The organism is Agromyces sp. GQ35 (genome assembly GCF_059758475.1).
Map to the genome: position 1 here is coordinate 594068 of NZ_JCAXEO010000001.1, position 20039 is coordinate 614106.

17 protein-coding genes are annotated in these 20039 nt (G+C 70.1%); 13 read left to right on the forward strand and 4 right to left on the reverse strand.

Annotation, left to right across the window (positions count from 1 at the left end; translation table 11 throughout):
* Nucleotides 1-8 precede the first annotated feature (8 nt).
* Nucleotides 9-425, reverse strand: a complete 417-nt coding sequence (locus tag AC6CH0_RS02750) for a transferase (protein WP_498098162.1) — start codon at nucleotides 423-425, stop codon at nucleotides 9-11.
* A gap of 192 nt (nucleotides 426-617) precedes the next feature.
* Between AC6CH0_RS02750 and AC6CH0_RS02755 the strand changes: the two genes are divergently transcribed.
* On the forward strand, nucleotides 618-2414 hold the full coding sequence (locus AC6CH0_RS02755; protein ID WP_498098163.1) for an ABC transporter ATP-binding protein: 1797 nt from the start codon (nucleotides 618-620) through the stop codon (nucleotides 2412-2414).
* 137 nt (nucleotides 2415-2551) lie between these two features.
* On the forward strand, nucleotides 2552-3313 hold the full coding sequence (locus tag AC6CH0_RS02760; RefSeq protein WP_498100992.1) for an energy-coupling factor transporter transmembrane component T family protein: 762 nt from the start codon (nucleotides 2552-2554) through the stop codon (nucleotides 3311-3313).
* Between the two features lie 219 nt (nucleotides 3314-3532).
* On the opposite strand, the gene AC6CH0_RS02765 is transcribed toward AC6CH0_RS02760, so the two are convergent.
* Entirely contained in the window at nucleotides 3533-4489 is a 957-nt protein-coding gene (locus AC6CH0_RS02765; RefSeq protein ID WP_498098164.1) for an FKBP-type peptidyl-prolyl cis-trans isomerase, read from the reverse strand.
* A gap of 197 nt (nucleotides 4490-4686) precedes the next feature.
* On the opposite strand from AC6CH0_RS02765, the gene AC6CH0_RS02770 reads away from it, so the two are divergent.
* Nucleotides 4687-5523: a class I SAM-dependent methyltransferase gene (locus tag AC6CH0_RS02770; RefSeq protein WP_498098165.1), complete on the forward strand. Its 837-nt coding sequence runs from the start codon at nucleotides 4687-4689 to the stop codon at nucleotides 5521-5523.
* 150 nt (nucleotides 5524-5673) lie between these two features.
* On the opposite strand, the gene AC6CH0_RS02775 is transcribed toward AC6CH0_RS02770, so the two are convergent.
* Nucleotides 5674-6513 carry a sulfurtransferase gene (locus tag AC6CH0_RS02775; protein ID WP_498098166.1) on the reverse strand — a complete coding sequence of 280 codons (840 nt, stop codon included), beginning with the start codon at nucleotides 6511-6513 and terminating at the stop codon, nucleotides 5674-5676.
* 279 nt (nucleotides 6514-6792) lie between these two features.
* Here AC6CH0_RS02775 and AC6CH0_RS02780 point away from each other — a divergent pair, with 279 nt between their 5' ends.
* Genes AC6CH0_RS02780 through AC6CH0_RS02795 form a run of 4 tightly spaced genes read left to right on the forward strand, consistent with a single transcriptional unit; the run spans nucleotide 6793 to nucleotide 11581 of the window.
* Nucleotides 6793-7986 (forward strand): ABC transporter substrate-binding protein, encoded by a 1194-nt coding sequence (locus tag AC6CH0_RS02780; RefSeq protein ID WP_498098167.1) that lies wholly within the window; start codon nucleotides 6793-6795, stop codon nucleotides 7984-7986.
* Nucleotides 7987-7996: 10 nt separating this feature from the next.
* Entirely contained in the window at nucleotides 7997-8866 is an 870-nt protein-coding gene (locus AC6CH0_RS02785) for a branched-chain amino acid ABC transporter permease (RefSeq protein ID WP_498098168.1), read from the forward strand.
* Between the two features lies 1 nt (nucleotide 8867).
* Entirely contained in the window at nucleotides 8868-10880 is a 2013-nt protein-coding gene (locus AC6CH0_RS02790) for a branched-chain amino acid ABC transporter ATP-binding protein/permease (protein ID WP_498098169.1), read from the forward strand.
* The gene (locus AC6CH0_RS02795) at nucleotides 10877-11581 is read left to right on the forward strand and encodes an ABC transporter ATP-binding protein (protein ID WP_498098170.1); all 705 of its coding nucleotides are present in this window, start codon (nucleotides 10877-10879) and stop codon (nucleotides 11579-11581) included. Before AC6CH0_RS02790 ends, AC6CH0_RS02795 begins: the two co-directional genes overlap by 4 nt.
* A gap of 314 nt (nucleotides 11582-11895) precedes the next feature.
* Here the strand turns inward: AC6CH0_RS02795 and AC6CH0_RS02800 are convergent, their stop codons facing one another.
* Nucleotides 11896-13323, reverse strand: a complete 1428-nt coding sequence (locus AC6CH0_RS02800) for an MFS transporter (protein ID WP_498098171.1) — start codon at nucleotides 13321-13323, stop codon at nucleotides 11896-11898.
* A 268-nt stretch (nucleotides 13324-13591) separates the two neighbouring features.
* Between AC6CH0_RS02800 and AC6CH0_RS02805 the strand changes: the two genes are divergently transcribed.
* Genes AC6CH0_RS02805 through mnhG form a run of 6 tightly spaced genes read left to right on the forward strand, consistent with a single transcriptional unit; the run spans nucleotide 13592 to nucleotide 20015 of the window.
* The gene (locus AC6CH0_RS02805; RefSeq protein WP_498098172.1) at nucleotides 13592-16693 is read left to right on the forward strand and encodes a Na+/H+ antiporter subunit A; all 3102 of its coding nucleotides are present in this window, start codon (nucleotides 13592-13594) and stop codon (nucleotides 16691-16693) included.
* Nucleotides 16690-17232 carry a sodium:proton antiporter gene (locus AC6CH0_RS02810; RefSeq protein ID WP_498098173.1) on the forward strand — a complete coding sequence of 181 codons (543 nt, stop codon included), beginning with the start codon at nucleotides 16690-16692 and terminating at the stop codon, nucleotides 17230-17232. The genes AC6CH0_RS02805 and AC6CH0_RS02810 overlap by 4 nt, the downstream gene beginning before the upstream one ends.
* Nucleotides 17232-18812 (forward strand): Na+/H+ antiporter subunit D, encoded by a 1581-nt coding sequence (locus AC6CH0_RS02815; protein ID WP_498100994.1) that lies wholly within the window; start codon nucleotides 17232-17234, stop codon nucleotides 18810-18812. The genes AC6CH0_RS02810 and AC6CH0_RS02815 overlap by 1 nt, the downstream gene beginning before the upstream one ends.
* A complete protein-coding gene (locus tag AC6CH0_RS02820) occupies nucleotides 18809-19402 on the forward strand; it encodes a Na+/H+ antiporter subunit E (RefSeq protein ID WP_498098174.1) in 594 nt (197 codons plus the stop codon). Before AC6CH0_RS02815 ends, AC6CH0_RS02820 begins: the two co-directional genes overlap by 4 nt.
* Complete coding sequence (locus tag AC6CH0_RS02825) at nucleotides 19399-19671, forward strand: MrpF/PhaF family protein (protein WP_498098175.1); 273 nt, start codon at nucleotides 19399-19401, stop codon at nucleotides 19669-19671. Before AC6CH0_RS02820 ends, AC6CH0_RS02825 begins: the two co-directional genes overlap by 4 nt.
* The gene (gene mnhG / locus AC6CH0_RS02830; protein WP_498098176.1) at nucleotides 19668-20015 is read left to right on the forward strand and encodes a monovalent cation/H(+) antiporter subunit G; all 348 of its coding nucleotides are present in this window, start codon (nucleotides 19668-19670) and stop codon (nucleotides 20013-20015) included. The genes AC6CH0_RS02825 and mnhG overlap by 4 nt, the downstream gene beginning before the upstream one ends.
* Nucleotides 20016-20039: the final 24 nt, after the last annotated feature.

Below are 20039 nucleotides of genomic sequence, written 5' to 3' on the forward strand. Positions count from 1 at the left end.
CAGCTCGCTCAGGCGGCGAGGCCGAGCCGGCGCAGGTCGTCGCTCGATGCGCGGTACTCGTCGCCGTCGGCGATCGTGAGTTCGCGCGGCACGCGTGCGCCGTTCTGCACCTTGGCGTCGCGCCCGATGTTGGCGTACGGGCCGACGACGGCGTTGCGGCCGACGACGGCACGGCGGCCGATGTGCGCGTTCACGCCCACGACGGCGCGCTCGGCGACGATCGCGTCGCCTTCCACCCAGCCGCCCGGGCCGATCTGGGCGCCCCGCTGCACTTCAGCACCGGGGTCGACGTAGGCCGTCGGGTCGACGAACGCGCTCGGGTCGACCTTGGCCGTCGTGGCGACGAGGCCCCGGCCGTTCACGTGCTTGCGATAGCGACGCGTGATCCCGGCTTCGTCCTCGAACTCGACATAACTGATGCCCACGTTCTCCTCCTTCCGGGGTGGTGACTCCACACCCGAACACTGGTACAACACTGCAGCTGACCGGGGAATTCCCGAGGTCGCGGCTGGAGCGCTCAGCACCCGATCGGCTCGTGAGGTTAGGCTTTCCTCATCACCACAACGGATGCCGCGTCGCGGGCCGTCCGCCGACCGAAACCCCGCCCAGGCCCAGCCATGCCCCCTGCACCGCTCCTCGAGCTCGACCGCGTGAGCATCCGTCACGAGGGCGCTGATCGGGCCACCCCGATCGACGTGTCGTTCACGGTCGCGCGGGGCGAGGTCGTGCTGATCCTCGGCCCGAGCGGATGCGGCAAATCGACCCTCACCCTCGCGCTCGACGGGCTCATTCCGCACGCCGTGCCCGCGCTGCTCGACGGCACGGTGCTCGTCGCGGGGCTCGACACGGGCGAACACCCGGTCGGCGCCCTGAGCGAGCACGTGGCCATGGTCTTCCAGGATCCCGACGCGCAGATCGTGACCGGCACGGTGCTCGACGAGGTGTGCTTCGCACCCGAGAATCAGCTCGTCGAGGCATCCGAAGTGCTCGAGCGTGCCGAGCGGGCCCTGAAACTCGTCGGCCTCTGGGACCGCCGCGCCGACAACCCCGACACCCTCTCGGGCGGCGGGCGGCAGCGGCTCGCCGTCGCGTGCGCGCTCGCGATGGCGGCGCCGGTGCTGGTGCTCGACGAACCGACCGCGAACCTCGATCCGGCCGGCATCGACGAGGTCTACGCGGTGCTGCGGGAGCTTGCGAGCGACCGCGATCACGCGGTGGTGCTCGTCGAGCACAACCTCGACGCGGCCGTCGACATCGTCGACCGCGTGATCGTGCTCGACGCCGACGGCCGGCTCGTGATCGACGGGCCCGCCCGCGAGACACTGCGCGAGCGTGCCGACGAACTCGCCGAGCTCGGCGTCTGGTTGCCCGTGTCGACGCTCGCCGCGATGCGGCTGCGGGACGCCGGCGTCGTACTCGAACCGCTGCCGCTCACACCCGCCGAGCTCGGCGCCGCCCTCGACGCCCTGCCGATGCTGCCGGCGCCGCTCAGCGATTCGTCGCCCGTGCGCTCGACGGCGCTGTCGCCGAAGCCGACGGTCGGTTCGCCCGCGGCGGCTGGCGGCCCGGTCGGCGGCTCTGACGGGAGCTCCACACGTCCGGCCATCCGTGCTCATGGCCTCTCGGTTCGGCGCGGCGGTCGGCGCGGCCCGATCGTCGTCGACGGCGTCGACCTCGAGGTGGCCGCGGGAGACTTCCTCGCCATCGTCGGCACGAACGGAGCCGGCAAGACCTCGCTGCTGCAGGCGCTGGCCGGCGTGATTCCCGCGCCTCGCGGCACCGTGGAGGTGCTCGGCGTCGACCCCTCGCGCTGCGATGCCCGCGAACGGGCCCGACGCATCGGCTTCGTCTTCCAGAATCCCGAGCACCAGTTCATCGCGCCGACCGTCGCCGAGGAACTCGCGCAGGGTCTGCGCCTGCAGGGCATTCCCGACGCCGACGCCGAACCGCGGGTCGATGCGATGCTGCGACGATTCGGGCTGGAGTCGCTCCGCGAACAGCATCCGTTCCTCCTCTCCGGCGGGCAGAAGCGCCGGCTCTCGGTGGGCACCGCGCTCATCGCGGGCGCACCGCTGCTCGCGCTCGACGAACCCACCTTCGGGCAGGACCGCGCCCGCGCATCGGAACTCCTCGACATGCTGCGCGCCCTCAACGACGACGGCACCACCGTGCTCGTCGTGACCCACGACCTGCAACTCGTCGCCGACTACGCGAGCCACATCGCCGTGATGCACGACGGCCGGCTCCTCGACGTCGGACCGGCAGCAGCGGTGCTCGCCGGGCCGCTCGTCGAGCAGGCCGGGCTCCGGCACCCGCCGCTCGCGCGGGCGACGCGCGGACTCGAGCGGCATCCGTCGTGGCATGGGGTGAGCCGGATGTCGCAACTGCCCGTCTCCTCTGCGGTGACCTCGTGAGCACGGGCGAGGGCGTGCTCCCGGTCGGCGGCGAGGGCGTGACGCTCGACGGCCACGACTCCCGCAGTGGCACCCCCGCGACATCCCGCCTCCTCGATCCGTTCGCCGAGCACCGGTCGCGGCGGCCGACGCGCTTCCTGTACGCCCTGAACCCGCTCGCGAAGCTCGCCGCGCCGCTGCCCGTGATCGTGCTGGTGATGTTCAGCCGCGGCATCGCGGTGCCGCTCGCGTTCATCGTGTTCGCGGCGGTGGTGCTGCTCATCGGGGCCCGGCTGCCGTGGCGCGCGGTCGCCGCGCTGCTTCTCGGCACACCCGTCGCGGCGCTCGTGCTCGGCGTGACCTTCGGCGTGTGGGTCGATCCGTCGAGCGTGGCGGGCGAGCCCGCGGCATCCGTCACGCTCGTCGCGATCGGCGACTGGCGCTTCTCGCTCGCCGCCTACCTCGTGGGACTCGCGACGGCGCTGCGCATCCTCGCCATCCTGCTGCTCTCCCTCATCGCAGGCGTCACCTCGACGGGGCCCGAGTTCGTGCGTTCGATGGTGCAGAACCTGCGGGTGCCGTACCGCCTCGGCTACACGGCACTCGCGGCATTGCGCTTCGTGCCCCGATTCGGCCACGAGCTCGAGATCATCCGGGCCGCCCATCGAGTGCGCGGCACGGATGTCGGACGCGGACCGATCTCGGCCGTGCGACGTGCGCTCGGCTACACTGTGCCGCTGCTCGCCTCGGCGATCCGCCACGCGGAGCGGGTCGCCCTCGCGATGGACGCCCGCGCCTTCGGCGCGCACCGCACCCGCACCGAGCGGCACCTCTCGCCGTGGCGGGTGCGCGACACGGTGTTCACGGCGTGCTTCCTCGCGGCGAGCGCGGTCGTCGCCTGGCTCACGTGGGGCCGCTGAACGCCGCCGGCCCGCCCGCACGCATCGCACCCACACCGCCCGCATCAGGCAATAGGCCGCTGCTCAGGACGCAATTCGTCGTTTCGTCCTGAATGGCGGCCTATTGCCTGAATCCCTGGGGCCGCTCCGCAGAGCGGCGGGAGCGGGCCGAGACGGCGTGCCGCGGGCGGGAACGACGAAGGGCCGGACGGCATGCCGTCCGGCCCTTCGAGCAGTGCGCTACTTCGCCGCTGCGGTGTCCTCGATCTCGACGAGGAACACGAGGGTCTGTCCGCCGAGCGCGTGCGCCGCGGCATCCGTGCCGTACGCGTACTCCGGCGGAATCGTCACGATCAGCTTCGTGCCGACCTTCTGCCCGACGAGCGCCGCGCCGAAGCCCTGGATGACGCCGTCGGTCGTGAAGGTCGCCGGCTCGCCGCCGTAGCTCTGGTCGAAGATCTCGCCGGTGTTCCAGCTCGTGCCCTGGTACTGCACGGTAACGCTGTCGCCGGCCTGCACCTCGGCTCCGTCGCCCTCTTCGAGCACTTTGAGCTGCAGCTCGGTCGACGGCTCGCCCGACGGCAGCGTGACCGTCGGAGCTTCGCCCTCGGCGCCGAACTTCACTTCGGGCGGGTTCTCGGTCCATTCGGCGGGCTTCAGGGGCTGCTGCACCTCGACGACGTCGATCACGATGACGACGGTCTCATTGGGGGCGACGCCGATGGTCTCGTTGCCGGTCTCGCCGTAGAGCGTCGACGCGGGGGCCACGGTCACGGTGCGCGAGCCGACGGGCACGCAGTCGATGCCCGCGAGGAACGACTCGAACACGCTCTCGTCGCCGGCCGTGATGGTCGTGGGCTGCGAGAACAGTGATTCGCCGCTCGTGCCCGAGAACGCGGTGACGACGACGTTCATGGGGTCGCCTGCGATGGTCTCGTCGCCGTCGCCCTCGATCGCGACGGTGCGTTCGAGCTTCTCAGCCTCGAGCGGCGTCGTGAACGTCGCGGTCGGCGACGCCGCGAACTCGCCCTCGACGGTGACGCCGTCGCTGAGCTCGCCGGGCTTCACGTCCATGCACGCTGCAGCGTCGGGGGTCTCGGATGCCTCAGGTGCTGGGCTGCCGGCGCAACCGGCGAGGAGCAGGGCTGCCGCGGAGGCGAGCGCGAAGGGCGCGGCGCGGCGCAGGGCGCGATTCATGGGGAGGTGTCTCGATTCGGTCGTGTGCGGAGTGCCTCCAGTCTGCACGGTTCTGCTTTCGATTGCCTGAGACGGTGTTCGCGAGGCTGGTTCGGGGCCGGCCTGTCGCGCCGGCGGCCGATCGAACCACGGCGGCGATTCGCTGCATGACCGCCGAAGTTCCCTCGATCCGGCCCGATCAGCGCGAGAATAGGCAGATGGGGGACAAGGCTGGGGAACCTGACCTCGCTGGAGGATTCGCCGACGCGGCGGCATCCTTCACCGAGCTCGACGACGCGCTCTGGAATCCCGTCTCGACCGCGGCGGTGGCGCGGGCGCACCCGCGATTCGACGAGCTCGTGTTCGACGCGTGCTGCGGCGATGGGGCGTCGGCACTGCCGACCGCAGAACTCGTGGGCGTCGGCGGGGTCGTCGACGCGGTCGATCTCGCCGAACCGCTCGTCGAGATCGCGCGCGAGCGAGCAGGCGAGCGGATGCCGCAACTGCGCCTGCACACGGCGGATGTCACGAGTTGGGAGCCCACGGGCTACGACCTCGTGCAGTGCGTGCTCGGCATCTTCTTCTTCCCCGACGTCGACGCCGGCACCCGGCACCTGATCGAACGAGCTCGCCCGGGCGGTCGGGTCGCCATCACGGTGTGGGCGCGCGGGGCATGGGAACCGCTGCCCGAACTGCTCGCCGCGGCGCTGCCCGACGGCGACGCAGGGCTCGATGAGCACGCACCCCGCTCCGCCGGGCTCGAGCAGACCGGGACCCCAGGAAGCCTCGCCCACTGGTTGACCGATCTCGGTCTCGTGGGCGTGCGCGCCGAAGCCGTGCAGCGGCGCCTCGAACTCACGCCCGATCTCGCCTGGACCCTCGTGCTCGGCACCGCGCTCCACAGGCTCCTCGCCGACCTCTCCGACGAGGAGATCGCCGGCGTGCGCGAGCGCTACCTCGCGGCCCTCGCCGAGCGCGACGTGACGTCGGTCGATGCGACCACGCTCATCGCGGTCGGTCGGCGCCCGGCCGCGCCGCCCCCGCCCGTCGAGTAGCCCGGACGACGGAAGCCCCGCCGGTCGAGTAGCGCTCGACGAAGGAGGACGCGTATCGAGACCAGCACGCAGGGTCTCGATACGCTCGCCGGCGCTCGCTACTCGACCGGCGGGTGGTGGCGCTCGCAACTCGACCGGCGGGTGGGCGCCCTACTCGACCGGCAGCGCGGTGGCGACCGGGCGCGAGTCGTCGTTCGACCACTGGCTCCACGACCCGGGGTAGAGCGCTGCACCGATGCCCGCGATCGCGAGCGCCGCGACTTCGTGCGCCGCGGTCACGCCGGATCCGCAGTACGCAGCGACCGGTACTCCGGGCTCGGCGCCGAGGGCCGCGAACCGCTCGCGCAGCGCGCCAGCCGAGAGGAATCGGCCGTCGGCGTCGAGGTTGTCACCGCTCGGCGCCGAGCGTGCACCCGGGATGTGTCCGGCGCGCGGGTCGATCGGCTCGACCTCACCCCGGTAGCGTTCCGCGGCGCGCGCGTCGAGCAGCACTCCGTCGGCGGGAATCGCCGCAGCCGCGTCGCTGTCGATGACCGGCATCGAGCCGAAGTGCGCGGTAGCGTCGCCGGGCTCGGGCGTGACGTCACCGGTCTCGAGCGGATGCCCCGCGGCGATCCATGCCGCGAGGCCGCCGTCGAGCATGCGCACGTCATCGACACCGGCATGCCGCAGCAGCCACCATGCCCGCGCGGATGACTGATTGCCGAGGTCGTCCATGACGACGACCGTGTCGGCGTCGTGCAGGCCCCAGCGCTGCATCGCCCGCGTGAAGGCGGCTTCCGACGGCAGCGGATGCCGCCCCTCCCCCGTCGCTCCATGGTCGGCGAGCTCGTCGTCGAGGTCGACGTAGACCGCGCCCGGGATGTGGCCCGCGCGATACGCCCCGGATCCATCGGGCGCGGCGAGTGACCATCGCACGTCGAGCACGACAGTGTTGAGCCCTGCGGAGCGGCGTTCGGCGAGTTCGTGCGCGTCGATGAGAATCGGCATGCCTCCATCCAAGCTCACCCGCCGGTCGAGTCGGCCCGCCAGAGCCGTATCGAGACCATCCACCGCCGACGGGTCTCGATACGCTCGCTGCGCTCACTACTCGACCGACGAGGGCGCCCCGATTCGCAGCATCCGTGTCTCCGTTGCATAACGACGGCTTGCGGATGCCTCGCAACGCAACGTATCTTCGAGAGAGTCGAAATAGTGACCGAATGGTCGGTCATGAATCGCACCCACTCAGTGACGAGAACCCGCCAGGGCTCAAAGGAGAGTTCACCCATGCACCGTGCGCAACGCCGTCTGCTCGTTCCCGCCGCGGTCGCGGCATCCATCGCCCTCGCACTCACCGGCTGCGGCGCGTCGAACTTCGGCGGCGACTCCGGTGGCGACGGCGCCGCCGAAGAGGGCCCGATCAAGATCGGCGCCGTGCTCGACATCACGGGTGTCGGCGCGAACCTCGGCGTGCCCGAGCAGAACACGCTCAACATGCTCGCCGAGCAGCTCAACGCCGACGGCGGCATCGACGGCCGCGAGGTCGAGCTAATCATCAAAGACAACCAGTCGACCGAAGACGGCGCCGCGAAGGCGACGACGCAGCTGATCGAGAACGACGACGTCGACCTCATCATCGGGTCCTCCCGCACCGGCCCGTCGCTCGCGATGCGCCCGCTCGTCGAGGCCGCCCAGGTGCCGACCATCTCGGTCGCTGCGAACGCCGCGATCGTCGACGGGTCCGAGTGGGTCTTCAAGACCGCGCAGAACGACCTCGTCGTGCTCGAGCGCATCCTCGACGACGCCGAATCGAAGGGCTACACGAAGGTCGCCCTCGTGCGCGACGCGACGGGCTTCGGCGAGGGCATCGCCGACATCATCACCGAACTCGGCGCCGAGCGAGGCATCACCCTCACCGCGACCGAGTCGTTCGAGCCGAGCGCGACCGACTTCACCGCGCAGATGACGAACATCCGCAGCGCCGACGCCGATGCGGTCATCATCTGGGGCATCACCCCGTCGGCCGGTCTCGCGCAGGCCGCCTACGTGCAGCTCGGTGTGGGCAAGCCGGTCTACCAGTCGCACGGTGTCGCGAACGACGCGTTCTTCGAGGCCGCCGGGCCCGCCGCCGAGGGCGTCATCGCGCCGATGGGCCGCCTGCTCGTCGCCGACCAGCTCGCCGACGACGACCCCCAGAAAGAGGTCATCGACCAGTTCATCGCCGACTACTCCGCGGAGTTCGGCAGCTCCCCCTCGAGCTTCGCCGGGCACGCGTTCGACGCGTGGCTCGTCGGCACGCAGGCCATCGAGGCCGCGGGCACCGAGCCCGAGGCGCTGCGAGACGCGATCGAGGCGACCACCGACCTCGTCGGCATCTCGGGCATCTTCACGATGACGCCCGACAACCACTCGGGGCTCACGGCCGACGCACTGATCATGGCGCTCGCCGAGGGCGGCCGCTGGACCCTGTACGAAGAGTGAGCGGCATCCGTTGACCGACTTCCTCCAGCTGACGGCGGCAGGGCTCTCACAGGGATCTGTGTACGCCCTGCTCGCCGTCGGCCTCATCGCCACCTACACGGTGCGGCACGTCGTGAACATCGCCCAGGGCGACTACGCGACGCTCGCCGGCCTCGGCAGCATCTCGCTCGTCACGGCCGGCCTTCCGCTCCCCGTCGCCATCCTCATCGCGCTCGTCTCGGTGACCCTCGCCTCGGTGATCATCGAACGGCTCGTGATCGCGCGCGTCAAGAACCTCACGACGCTCGTCTCGATCATCCTGACGCTCGGCGTCTCGACGCTCCTGCAGGCGATCATGCTGCTCGTCTGGGGCGCAGAGGGTCGGCGCCTGCCGGCCTTCCCCGGCAACGACCTCAACCTCGGCGGCGTCAGCATCCGCTCGCAGGAGCTCTGGATGCTCGGCGCCCTCGTCGTGGTCGGCGGCGGCGTGCTGCTCTTCTACGAGAAGACCCGCTGGGGCAAGGCGCTCCGCGCGAGTGCCGAGCAGCCGGTCGCCGCTCGCATCGTGGGCATCTCGCCGGCCGTGGCATCCGTCATCGCCTTCGCGATCGCCGGGTTCGTGGGTGCGGCCGCCGGTGTCGTCAGCTCGCCGATCTACCTCTCGATCTGGTCGGGCGGCCTGCTGCTCGGCCTCAAGGGCTTCGTGGCGGCGGTGCTCGGCGGGCTCGTCTCGTTCCGCGCGGCGATCGTCGGCGCACTGCTGCTCGGCGTGATCGAGTCGTACGTCGCCGGCTACGTGGCATCCGGATGGAAGGACGCCGTGGCGTTCTTCATCCTCATCATCGTGCTCATCATCCGACCGGCCGGCCTCGTGCTGCGCCCGAACGCCGTGAGGGTCTGAGATGTCACTGCTGAACAACGCCCCCATCGGGTCGAAGACCGGCTTCTGGCCCAACAACCGCGGCACCATCATCGGCGTCGCCGCGTTCGCGGTGATCATCGCGATCGTGCCGTTCACGGCGAGCTCGTCGATGATGAACATCGCCGTCTTCTCGATGATCTTCGCGCTGCCCGCGATCGGCTTGTCACTCCTCATGGGCCTTGCCGGGCAGGTCTCGCTCGGCCAGGCGGCATTCTTCGCCATCGGTGCGTACACGCACGCGATCCTGCTGCAGAAGTTCGAGCTGCCGGGCCTCGTCGCCGCGGTCGGCGGCGTCGTCGCGGCGATGCTCGCGGCCCTGCTCGTGGGCCTGCCGATGCTGCGCCTGCGCGGCCACTACCTCGCGCTCGCGACGCTGGGCCTCGGCTTCATCGTCATGATCGCGGTGCGCGAATGGGACTTCACCGGCCGCACGACGGGCATCTACGGCTACGGCCGGCCCGAGGTCTTCGGCATCCCGATCGACAACAACGGCCTCTTCTTCTGGTTCGTCGCACCGTTCGTGCTCATCGGCCTCGTGCTCGCCCTGAACCTCACCCGCTCTCGCGCGGGCCGAGCGCTCTCGTCGGTCAACGACTCCGAGCTCGCGGCCGAATCGCTCGGCGTGAACACCTACGCCCTGCGCGTCAAGGTCTTCACGCTCTCAGCGGGCTTCGCCGGACTCGGCGGCGTGTTCTACGCCTACCAGGTGCAGATCGTCTCGCCGCAGGTCGCGGAGTTCCACGTCTCGGTCGAGCTGCTGCTGATGGTCGTCATCGGCGGACTCGGCTCGGTGTGGGGTGCGGTCGCCGGTGCGTTCATCGTCGAGCTGCTCTCCGAGGGCCTGCGCGATTTGATCCCAGCCATCATCCCCGGCGCGACAGGCGAAGTGCAGCTCATCGGCTACGGCCTCGTGCTGATCCTCGTGATCATCCTGCTGCCGGGCGGGCTCTACCAGGTCGTGAAGACGGCGTGGGCGGCGGTCCGCAGGCGAATGGCCAAGCGAGCGGATGCCGCGGCGCGGCCGGCGCCCGACGGCACTGCCGACGCGGGTGCGGGCGACGTGCCGACGCGTGCGTTCGGCGGGCTGCCTGGAGAGAGCGCCGCTGGCGCCGGCACCGAGGGTCTCGACGAGGTGTCGGATGCAGCGGCATCCGCCCCTCGCGTCCCCGCCGTCTCGACTCCGGTCGCTGCCGGCGAGCCGATCCTCGAGGTCACCGGCCTCACGAAGCGCTACGGCGGCGTGGTCGCCGTCGACGACGTGAGTTTCACGGTGCCCGCCGGGCGCATCATGGGCCTCATCGGCCCGAACGGCGCCGGCAAGACGACGTGCTTCAACATGATCACGGGCGCGATCGCACCGACGTCGGGCACGGTGCGGTTCCTCGGCCAAGAGATTCAGGGCAAGAAGCCGCACGTCGGCGCCGACGCCGGACTCACCCGCACGTTCCAGAACCTGCAGGTGTTCTCGTCGACCGACGTCGTCGGCAACGTCTACATGGGCCGCTACCGCAAGGGCCGGGCCGGCATCCTGCGCGGCATGCTCGGGCTGCAGGGCCGCGAGCAGTACACGCACGAAGCAGTCGCCCGCGACATCCTCGACTCGATGCGGCTCGGCGACGTCGCCGGCCTCGCCGCCGGCGACCTGCCGTTCGGTCGCCAGCGCATGATGGAGGTCTGCCGGGCGCTCGCCGCCGAGCCCGCGCTGCTGCTGCTCGACGAGCCGATGGCCGGCCTGTCGGGTCACGAGCGCGAACTGCTCGCAACACTGTTGCGGGCGCTGCGCGACGCCGGCCTCACGATCGTGCTGGTCGAGCACGATGTCGCGCAGGTCATGGCGCTCGCCGACACCGTCGCGGTGCTCGACGACGGCGTGCTCATCGCGCACGGCGACCCCGAGTCGGTGCGCAACGACCCCGCGGTCATCGTCGCCTACCTCGGTACCGATGCCGAAGAGGCCGAGGCCGAGCTGAAAGAGCTGGAGGAGCACTCATGACCCTCTCCGTCGAAGGCCTCGATGCGGGCTACGGCAAGCTCGCGATCCTGCATGGCGTGAGCCTGTCGGTCGCGCCGGGTGAGATCGTCACCGTCGTCGGCTCGAACGGCGCCGGCAAGACCACGCTGCTGCGCGCGCTCAACGGGCTGATCAGGCCGACCGCCGGCACGGTCACGCTCGACGGCGCCGACATCACCGGCAAGGCGACCGAGAAGATGGCTGCCCTCGGGCTCACCCACGTGCCCGAGAACCGGCTGTGCTTCCCGACCCTTTCGGTGCGCGACAACCTCATGCTCGGGGCGTGGAGCCGTGGCGGCAAGGGCGACCTCGCCGCGGTGCTCGAGCTCTTCCCGAGGCTGCAGCCGCGACTCGGTCAGGCGGCCGGCACTCTCTCGGGTGGTGAGCAGCAGATGGTCGCAATCGGCCGTGGCCTCATGGCCTCGCCCAAGGCGATCCTGCTCGACGAGCCCTCGATCGGGCTCGCCCCGAAGGTCGTCGCCGAGATCATGAAGGTGCTCACCGAGCTGCGCGGTCGCGGCATGGCCGTGCTCCTCGTCGAGCAGAACGTACGTGCATCGTTCGGCATCGCCGACCGCGCCGTCGTGATGCAGCGCGGCCGCGTCGTGCTTGAGGGCACGCCGGCCGAGCTCGTCGAACTGCCCGAGGTGCGCAACGCGTACCTCGGAGGTGCGGCGGCCTGACCAGCGGCTCAGGTCAGTGACGGATGCCGCGGGAAGGTCCCGCCCGCGGCATCTATCGCCGGGTCGTCAGGTGCCGCAGGAGTTCGTCGCCGCTCCGGCAGACTTGCGAGCGGTGCATCGCTGCCGCACAGGGCTCGTGTGAGATGCGCCTCATGTGAGGCAAATCTCACATGAGAGATCCGGCACGCTTCGCACGTGCCGACACTCTCATCGGTGTTCCATCACCACGCCGCGAGAATTCCGGACCCATTCCACTCGATGCCGATGCCGATGCCGATTGCAGTCACATGGCTGGTCGAGCTCAGGAGGCCCCCCTACGAGGCGGCCGCGTCCGCGGTCGCGCGGTGCCCGATGCCCGAAGCCGCGCCCCGGGCGGCGACCACCCCGAGCACCGAGATGCCCGCGAACACGAGCATGAGCAGCTGCGCCGATCGAACGAGGTCGGGGGCAGCGAGGTTCACGAGCACACCGGCGAGCGCCGCGCTGAGGGCGCTCGCGATGATGAAGACGGTGCTCACGGCGGCCGCGGCCTTGGCGCCCTCCTCTTCTCCGTCGGTGCTGCCGAGCGCCGCCACCGTCAGGTGCGGGAATCCGAGACCGATGCCGGCACCCGCAATGAACAGGGTGATGAACCAGAGAATGATGACCGTGGTCGACGGGCCCTCGTGCTGCAGCATGCCGTAGGCGACCAGTCCCGCCGCCACGAGCAGCGGTCCGGCGATGATGAGCCCGCGCTGAGCGGCATCCGCCGACACATTCGCCGTGAACATCTGCGTCACCGACCAGCCGAGCGAGAGTGCCGCGCCGAGCAAGCCGGCGACGAGCGGGCTGAGGCCACCGATCTCCTGCCCGAAGAGCGGGATGAACGCCTCGGTGCCGATGCCGAACGCGAGCACCGCGACCGAGGCATAGACCCAGCGAAGCGATGATCCCGGAGCGAACGTGACCTTCGGCAGGATGCCGCTGCGCCCGCGCCGCTCGTGACGGAGGAACCAGACACCGAGTGCGACACCGACGATCAGCGCCAGAGCGGTCGCGACCCCCGTCGGAACGACGCTCGCAACGCTCACCGCGGCGACGCCGGTCGTGAGCAGCACGAGCGAGCCCCATGGCACCGACTCGCTCGAGCGACCGCGGGTCGTTCGCGGCATCGATCGGACGACGAGGATGCAGATGAGCCCCGCCACGATCGCCAAGACGACGAATGCCGCACGCCACGCGTCGAGTTGCCCGAAGAGTCCGCCGACGACGGGCCCGACGATGTTGCCGACGCCCCACATCGCCGACACCAGCGCTGCGCCGCGGGCCCAGAGCCGCTCGGGCAGGGCGCGTTGAATGAGCGCGTAGCCGAGTCCGGCGAGCAGTCCGCCGCCGAGCCCCTGCACGGCGCGCCCGGCAAGCAAGGCGGGCATCCACGGACTGGCCGCGCACAGGACAGATCCGAGAGCGAAGAGCCCGAGGGCGAGAAGGTAGGCGCGCACCGCTCCCTGCTGGGTGAGGATCCTGCTGACGAGCATCGCGCTGACGACGGAGGCCAGGAGGAACGTCGTCATGGTCCAGGCGTAGAACTCGGCCCCACCGATCTCGCCGACGATCGTGGGGAGCAGGCTCGTGGTCAAGTAGACATTGCTCGCCTCCACCAGCACGCCGCCTGCGAGCACCGCCGCAATCGGCGCGTATTGGCGGCCGAGCAGCTCTCGCCAGGTGCCGGTGACCTCCACTGCCTGCTGGGTCTGCGCCATGCCGTGGTCCTCTCGCTGCTTCGGATGAATGTCGGAGCGCGTGAAGCGCCGGTCGGCCGCCTCCTCGACGACACTGTCGCCACCGTATTACTTCAAGTGAACTTGAGGTCAAGGTGCTCGCAGGATCGGTTCCTCCCCGGGTCGAATGCGAGCGTTCCGCCTGCGGCATCCGTCGCCCCTACGATTCCGCTGCGGGCATACAACTCGCGGAAGACGCGTCATCCCTGCCCGGTAAACTGACAGGACGGTGCGAGCGCGAGGAGGGTGAATGATCGCCAGCCTCGCTGCCTTCGCAGTCGTCGCGCTCGTCACGCCGCTGCTCACGCGCTGGCTCGGCCGGCGCGTCTTCGCCGTCATCGCCCTGCTGCCCGCCGCGATCTTCGTGCTGCTGCTCACGTGGCTGCCCACCGTGCTCGCCGGCACCCCTGTCGTCGAGATCGTTCCGTGGATTCCCGCGCTCGACATCTCGCTGAGCTTCCGGGTCGACGCGCTCGCGCTGCTGCTCGCGCTCATCGTCACGGGCATCGGCGCTCTGGTGCTGCTCTACTGCATGCACTACTTCGACGACGACGAGCCCGCGCTCGGCCGGTTCGCAGCGCTCCTCCTCGCCTTCGCCGGCGTCATGTTCGGCCTCGTCACCGCCGACGACGTGTTCATCCTGTTCACGTTCTGGGAGGCCACGAGCGTGCTCTCGTACCTCCTCATCGGCCACTACACGGGCCGCAAAGAGAGCCGCGGTGCCGCGCTGCAGGCGCTCACCGTCACCACGTTCGGCGGGCTCGCGATGCTCGTCGGCCTCGTCATCCTCGCCGTCAACGGAGGCACGACGAACCTCTCCGAGCTCATCGCGAACCCCGTCACCGGGGCCGCAGGCGAGTGGGCGATCGCGCTCGTGCTCGTCGGTGCGATCTCGAAGAGTGCGCTCGTGCCGTTCCACTTCTGGCTGCCGGCCGCGATGGCGGCGCCGACGCCCGTCAGCGCGTACCTGCACGCGGCCGCGATGGTGAAGGCGGGCGTCTACCTCATCGCCCGCCTCGCGCCCGGCTACGCGGAGCTCGAGGCGTGGCATCCGATCGTCATCGGCCTCGGCGCCCTCACGATGCTCGCCGGCGGCTGGCGCGCGCTGCGCCAGTACGACATCAAGCTGCTGCTCGCGTACGGCACGGTGAGCCAGCTCGGCTTCCTCGTGATGGTGACGGGCTTCGGCACCCGCGACGCGGCCCTCGCGGGCGTCGCCCTGCTGCTCGCGCACGCGCTCTTCAAGGCGGCCCTCTTCCTCGTCGTCGGCATCGTCGACCACGCGGCGGGCACCCGCGACTGGCGCAAACTCTCGGGGGTCGGCCGCCGCATGCCGGTGATCGCGACGATCGCGTTCATCGCCGCCGCGTCGATGGCCGGGGTGCCGCCGCTCATCGGCTTCGTCGCGAAAGAGGCCGTGTTCACCGCCTTCCTCGACGCGGTCGCGGCCGGCGACGGCTGGGCGTGGGTCGCGCTCATCGGCGCGGTCGCCGGGTCGGCGCTGACCGTGGCGTACACCGTGCGGTTCATCTGGGGCGCCTTCTTCTCCAAGACGTATGTCGCGGCGACCCCGCTGCACACCGGCAGCCGGGCCATCGGGGTGGCACCGGGCATCCTCGCGGCGGCGAGCATCGCTGCCGCGTTCGCGATTCCGTTCATCGAACCGCTTCTTGCCGCCTACGCCGACGACCTGCCGGGCGGCCACGAGTACCACCTCGCGCTCTGGCACGGCCTCGAACCGGCGCTCGCGTTCTCGGCACTCGTCTTCGCGCTCGGCGCGCTGCTCGTCTGGGGCCGGCAACGAGTCGCGCGCATGCAGGCTTCGGTGGCACCGATGCTCGACTCGGCGCGCGGCTACCTCGGCATCGTGTCGGTCGTCGACCGGGTCGCCGCCTCGATCACCACGGCGATCCAGCACAGCGGGTTGCCCGGCTACCTCGCGATCATCATGGTCGTGTTCATCGGCGGGCTCGGCGCGACATCGATCATGAACACCTCGTGGCCGAGCGGCATCCGCCTCTTCGACTACCCGGCGCAGCCGTTCCTCGCGCTCGTCATGGCGATCGCGGCAGTCGCCGCGGCGACGGTGCGCCAGCGCATGACGGCCGTGCTGCTCGTGAGCGTCACGGGCTACGGCCTGGTGCTGCTGTTCGGCATGGCGGGTGCACCAGACCTCGCCCTCACGCAGGCGCTCGTCGAAACGATCGTGCTCGTCGTCTTCGTGCTCGTGCTGCGCCGCCTGCCGAAGCAGATCGCGCAACGCAACCCGCCGGTGCACAAGCTCGCGCGCGGCATCATCGGCGCGCTCGCCGGAGTCGTCATGGCCGTGCTCGGCCTCGTCGCCCTCGGCGCGCGCATCCGCCCGACGATCGCCGACGGCCTGCCCGCTCTCGCCCTCGAGGCGCACGGCAAGAACATCGTGAACGTGATGCTCGTCGACATCCGCGCGTGGGACACCCTCGGCGAGATCTCGGTGCTCGTCGCGGTCGCGACGGGCGTCGCGAGCCTCATCTTCGTGTCGGGCCGCACGGGCGGCGCCCCACGCCTCGATGCCGTCGACGAAGGCGTCGACCGGCGCGACCGCCTGCGCCCCGTGCCCGAGCCGGCGTGGAGCATCCGGGCGCCGCGCACGAGCCTCGCCGACACCGATGGCGAGTCGGATGCCGCGGGCGAGGCCGCCGAGACCCGACAGACGTGGCTCCTGGCCGGTCGCACCATCTCGCCGCGCAACCGCTCGATTCTGATCGAGGTGCTCGTGCGACTGCTCTTCCACCCCGCGATCATCGTGTCGGTGTACCTCCTCTTCGTCGGCCACAACGCGCCCGGCGGCGGCTTCGCGGGTGGGCTGCTCGCCGGTCTCGCGCTCGTCGCGCGCTACCTCGCCGGCGGCCGGTACGAGCTCGGCGAGGCGGCACCGATCGACGCCGGCCGGCTGCTCGGCACCGGCCTGCTGCTCGCCGCCGGCACTGCAGCCGGCTCACTGCTCTTCGGCGGCGCGGTGTTCGAGTCGGCCTGGTTCGAGGCCGAGGTGCCGCTGCTCGGCACGATCTCGATCGGCACCTCGACGCTCTTCGACATCGGCGTGTACCTCGTGGTCGTCGGCCTCGTGCTCGACATCCTGCGTTCACTCGGCGGGGAGGTCGACCGTCAAGAGGAACGCCAGTCCGACGACGACAGCGGCTTCACGACCGGTGACGGCGAAGACCCGGCCGAGCACGACGAGGGGCAGGAGTACGCCGACGGCGCCGAGTACGACGGCGGTGCACGGCGCCCGAGGAACGGCCGCGCGGCAGCAGGTCTCGATACGGTCACTGGCGCTCCCTCCTCGACCGGCGAGGAGGCCCGCACATGACCGCCTCACTGACCCTCGTCGTGCTCATGGCCGTACTGTTCGGAGCGGGCGTCTCGATCATGCTCGAACGCAGCCTCACGCGCGTGCTCATCGGCTTCCTGCTCGTCGGCAATGCCGTGAACATCCTGATCTTCCTGATGAGTGGCGCCCCAGGCCTCGCCCCACTGCTCGATGACGGCGTCGACGCCGAGACGATCTCAGACCCGCTCCCCCAGGTGTTCGTGCTCACCGCGATCGTCATCAACCTCGGCATCACCGCGTTCATGCTCGCCCTGATCTACCGTTCGTGGTGGCTCGCCCAGCTCGGCGAGAAGGGCGACCTCGTCGACGACGACGCCGACGTCGTCGAAGACGCCGAAGAGACGGCCGATCTGATCCGCAGTTCCGCCGCCGACGATCAAGCGGTGCAAGACCTCATCGAGGCGAGCGACGAAGAGCCCGATGAAGACTTCGACGGAGATCTCGACGAAGACCTCGAAGAGGCACTCGAGCTCGAGGCATCCGCTCGCGACAGGGACGACGAAGGAGGCACGCCGTGATCGCTGTCCTCGTACCCCTCGTCGTGCTGCTGCCCTTGCTGGGGGCGGCCACCGCCCTGATCCTCGGCCGGCGCCGCCGCGCGCAGATGGCCGTGAGCCTCAGCGTGCTCTCCGCGGTCGCCGTGATCGCCGCGGTGCTGCTCGTCGCCGTCGACACCACCGGGCAGCCGGCCGTGGTGCACCTCGGCGGGTGGGATGCCCCGTGGGGCATCAATCTCGTCGTCGACCGGCTGTCGGCGATCATGCTCATCATCTCGGCGATCATGCTGCTCGTCGTGCTCGTGTACTCGGTCGGCCAGGGCATCGCCGACCAGCACCGCGAGACCCCGGTGTCGATCTTCCACCCGAGCTACCTGATCCTGTCGGCGGGCGTCTTCAACGCGTTCATCGCGGGCGACCTGTTCAACCTCTACGTGGGCTTCGAGATCCTGCTCTCGGCGAGTTACGTGCTGCTGACGCTCGGCGGCACCGGCGAGCGCATCCGCGCGGGCGTGACGTACATCATCGTGAGCCTCGTCTCGTCGCTGTTCTTCCTGAGTGCGATCGCGCTCATCTACGGCGCGACCGGCACCGTGAACATCGCACAGCTCTCGGTGCGCCTGGCGGAACTGCCCGGCGACGTGCAGCTCATGCTGCACCTGCTGCTGCTCGTCGCCTTCGGCATCAAGGCCGCGGTGTTCCCCCTCTCGTTCTGGCTGCCCGATTCGTACCCGACGGCGCCCGCACCGGTGACGGCGGTGTTCGCCGGATTGCTCACGAAGGTCGGGGTCTACGCGATCATCCGCACCGAGACGGTGATGTTCGTCGAGAGCGATGTGTCGGTGCTGTTGATGGTGGTCGGCGGGCTCACGATGCTCATCGGCATCCTCGGTGCGCTCACCCAGGCCGACATCAAGCGGTTGCTCTCCTTCACGCTCGTGAGTCACATCGGCTACATGATCTTCGGCATCGCACTCGGTTCGCAGCTCGGCTACGCCGCGACGATCTACTACGTCGTGCACCACATCACGGTGCAGACGACCCTCTTCCTCACGACGGGTCTCATCGAGCGGTTCGGCGGCGCGACCTCCATCAACCGGCTCGCGGGACTGCTGAAGGCCTCGCCCCTGCTCGGCGTGCTGTTCTTCATCCCTGCGCTGAATCTCGGCGGCATCCCACCCTTCTCCGGCTTCCTCGGCAAGACCGGGCTCTTCCTCGCCGGCGCAGAAGGCGCGGCGGATGCCCCGGGCACGGCCTGGCTCGTGTGGGTCGTGATCGGCGCTGGCGCGCTCACCTCGCTCATCACGTTGTACGCCCTCACGCGCTTCTGGAACATGGCGTTCTGGCGCGGGCGCTCCGAGCTCGAGGGCTACGAGTCGGTGCTGCTCGGTTCGGTGCTCGAAGCGCCCGACGGCGCGACGGTGACGGCGACCCGCACCACCCCGGTGCTCATGGTCGTCGCGACGAGTGCCCTCGTGATGCTCACGATCTGCCTGACGGTCTTCGCGGGCCCGATGTTCGACCTCACCGGCCGCGCGGCCGCCAACCTCCTCGACGCCGGCGTCTACGTCTCGGCCGTGTTCCCAGGAGGCATCCGATGACGCATGCTGCTGCCGATGTCTCCCGCTGGCGTTCCGTCTGGCGCCAGTTGCCGCTGCTCGTGGCGCTGGTCTTCCTCTGGATCTTCCTCTGGGACCAGGTCACCGTGCTCACCGTGGTCACCGGCGTGCTGCTCGCGATCGGCGTGACGCGGTTGCTGTACCTGCCGCCGGTGCTGCTGAGCGGTCGTTTCAACGTCTGGCGCGGCCTGCTGCTCGGCCTCCGCATGATGTGGGATGTCTCGATCGCGTCGCTGCAGGTCGCGGTGCTCGCGATCAACCCGCGGTGGAAGCCGATGAACTCGATCATCGCGGTGCAGCTGCTCACCCGATCCGACCTCGTCACGACCCTCACCGCCGAGGCGATCTCGGTCGTGCCCGGCACCGTGGTGGTCGACATCGACCGCGAGCGCGGGCTGCTCTACCTGCACGCGCTCGGCACCCGCACCGAGGCCGACATCGACCGGACGCGAAGCGGCGTGCTCGGCACCGAGGAGCGCATCGTGCTCGCCATCGGCACGCGGGAGCAGGCGGCATCCGTGCGCGAGGCCCGCCGCCAACGCCGCGAACACGCGAGAGGAGCCCGGGCATGACCTTTCTCGAGATCACCAGCATCATCGCCGGCGTGATGTTCGGCATCGGCGCGGTCGCCGCCGTGTACCGAATCATCCGTGGGCCGTCGATTCTCGATCGGGCCCTCGCGACCGACGTGCTGCTCGCCATCGCGATCTGCGCGCTCGGCGCCGAGATGGCGATCAACCGGCACACCGACACGCTGGTGGTCATGCTGGTGCTCGCGATGTTCGCGGTCGTCGGCTCGATCTCGATCGCACGGTTCATGGCGAAGCAGGATGCCTCGTGAGTGCCGCTGAGATCGCCGTGGGTCTGCTGATCCTGGTCAGCGCCTTCCTCTCGATGGCCGCGGGCATCGGCATCGTCCGCTTCCCCGATGTGCTGACGCGGCTGCACGCGGCGACGAAGCCGCAGGTGCTCGGTCTCGCCACGGTGCTGGTCGCGATCGTCGTGCAGGTGCCGACGTGGGGCGTGCTCACCACCGTCGTGCTCGTGATGACGTTCCAGCTGCTCACCCAGCCGATGACGGCGCACATGCTCGGGCGTTCGGCCTATCGCAGCGACCACGTGCGCCGCGACCTGCTCATCGAAGACGACCTCGACCGCGACATCGCCGATCACGACCAGCACTGACAGCCGGTGCTCGGATAGCGTTCA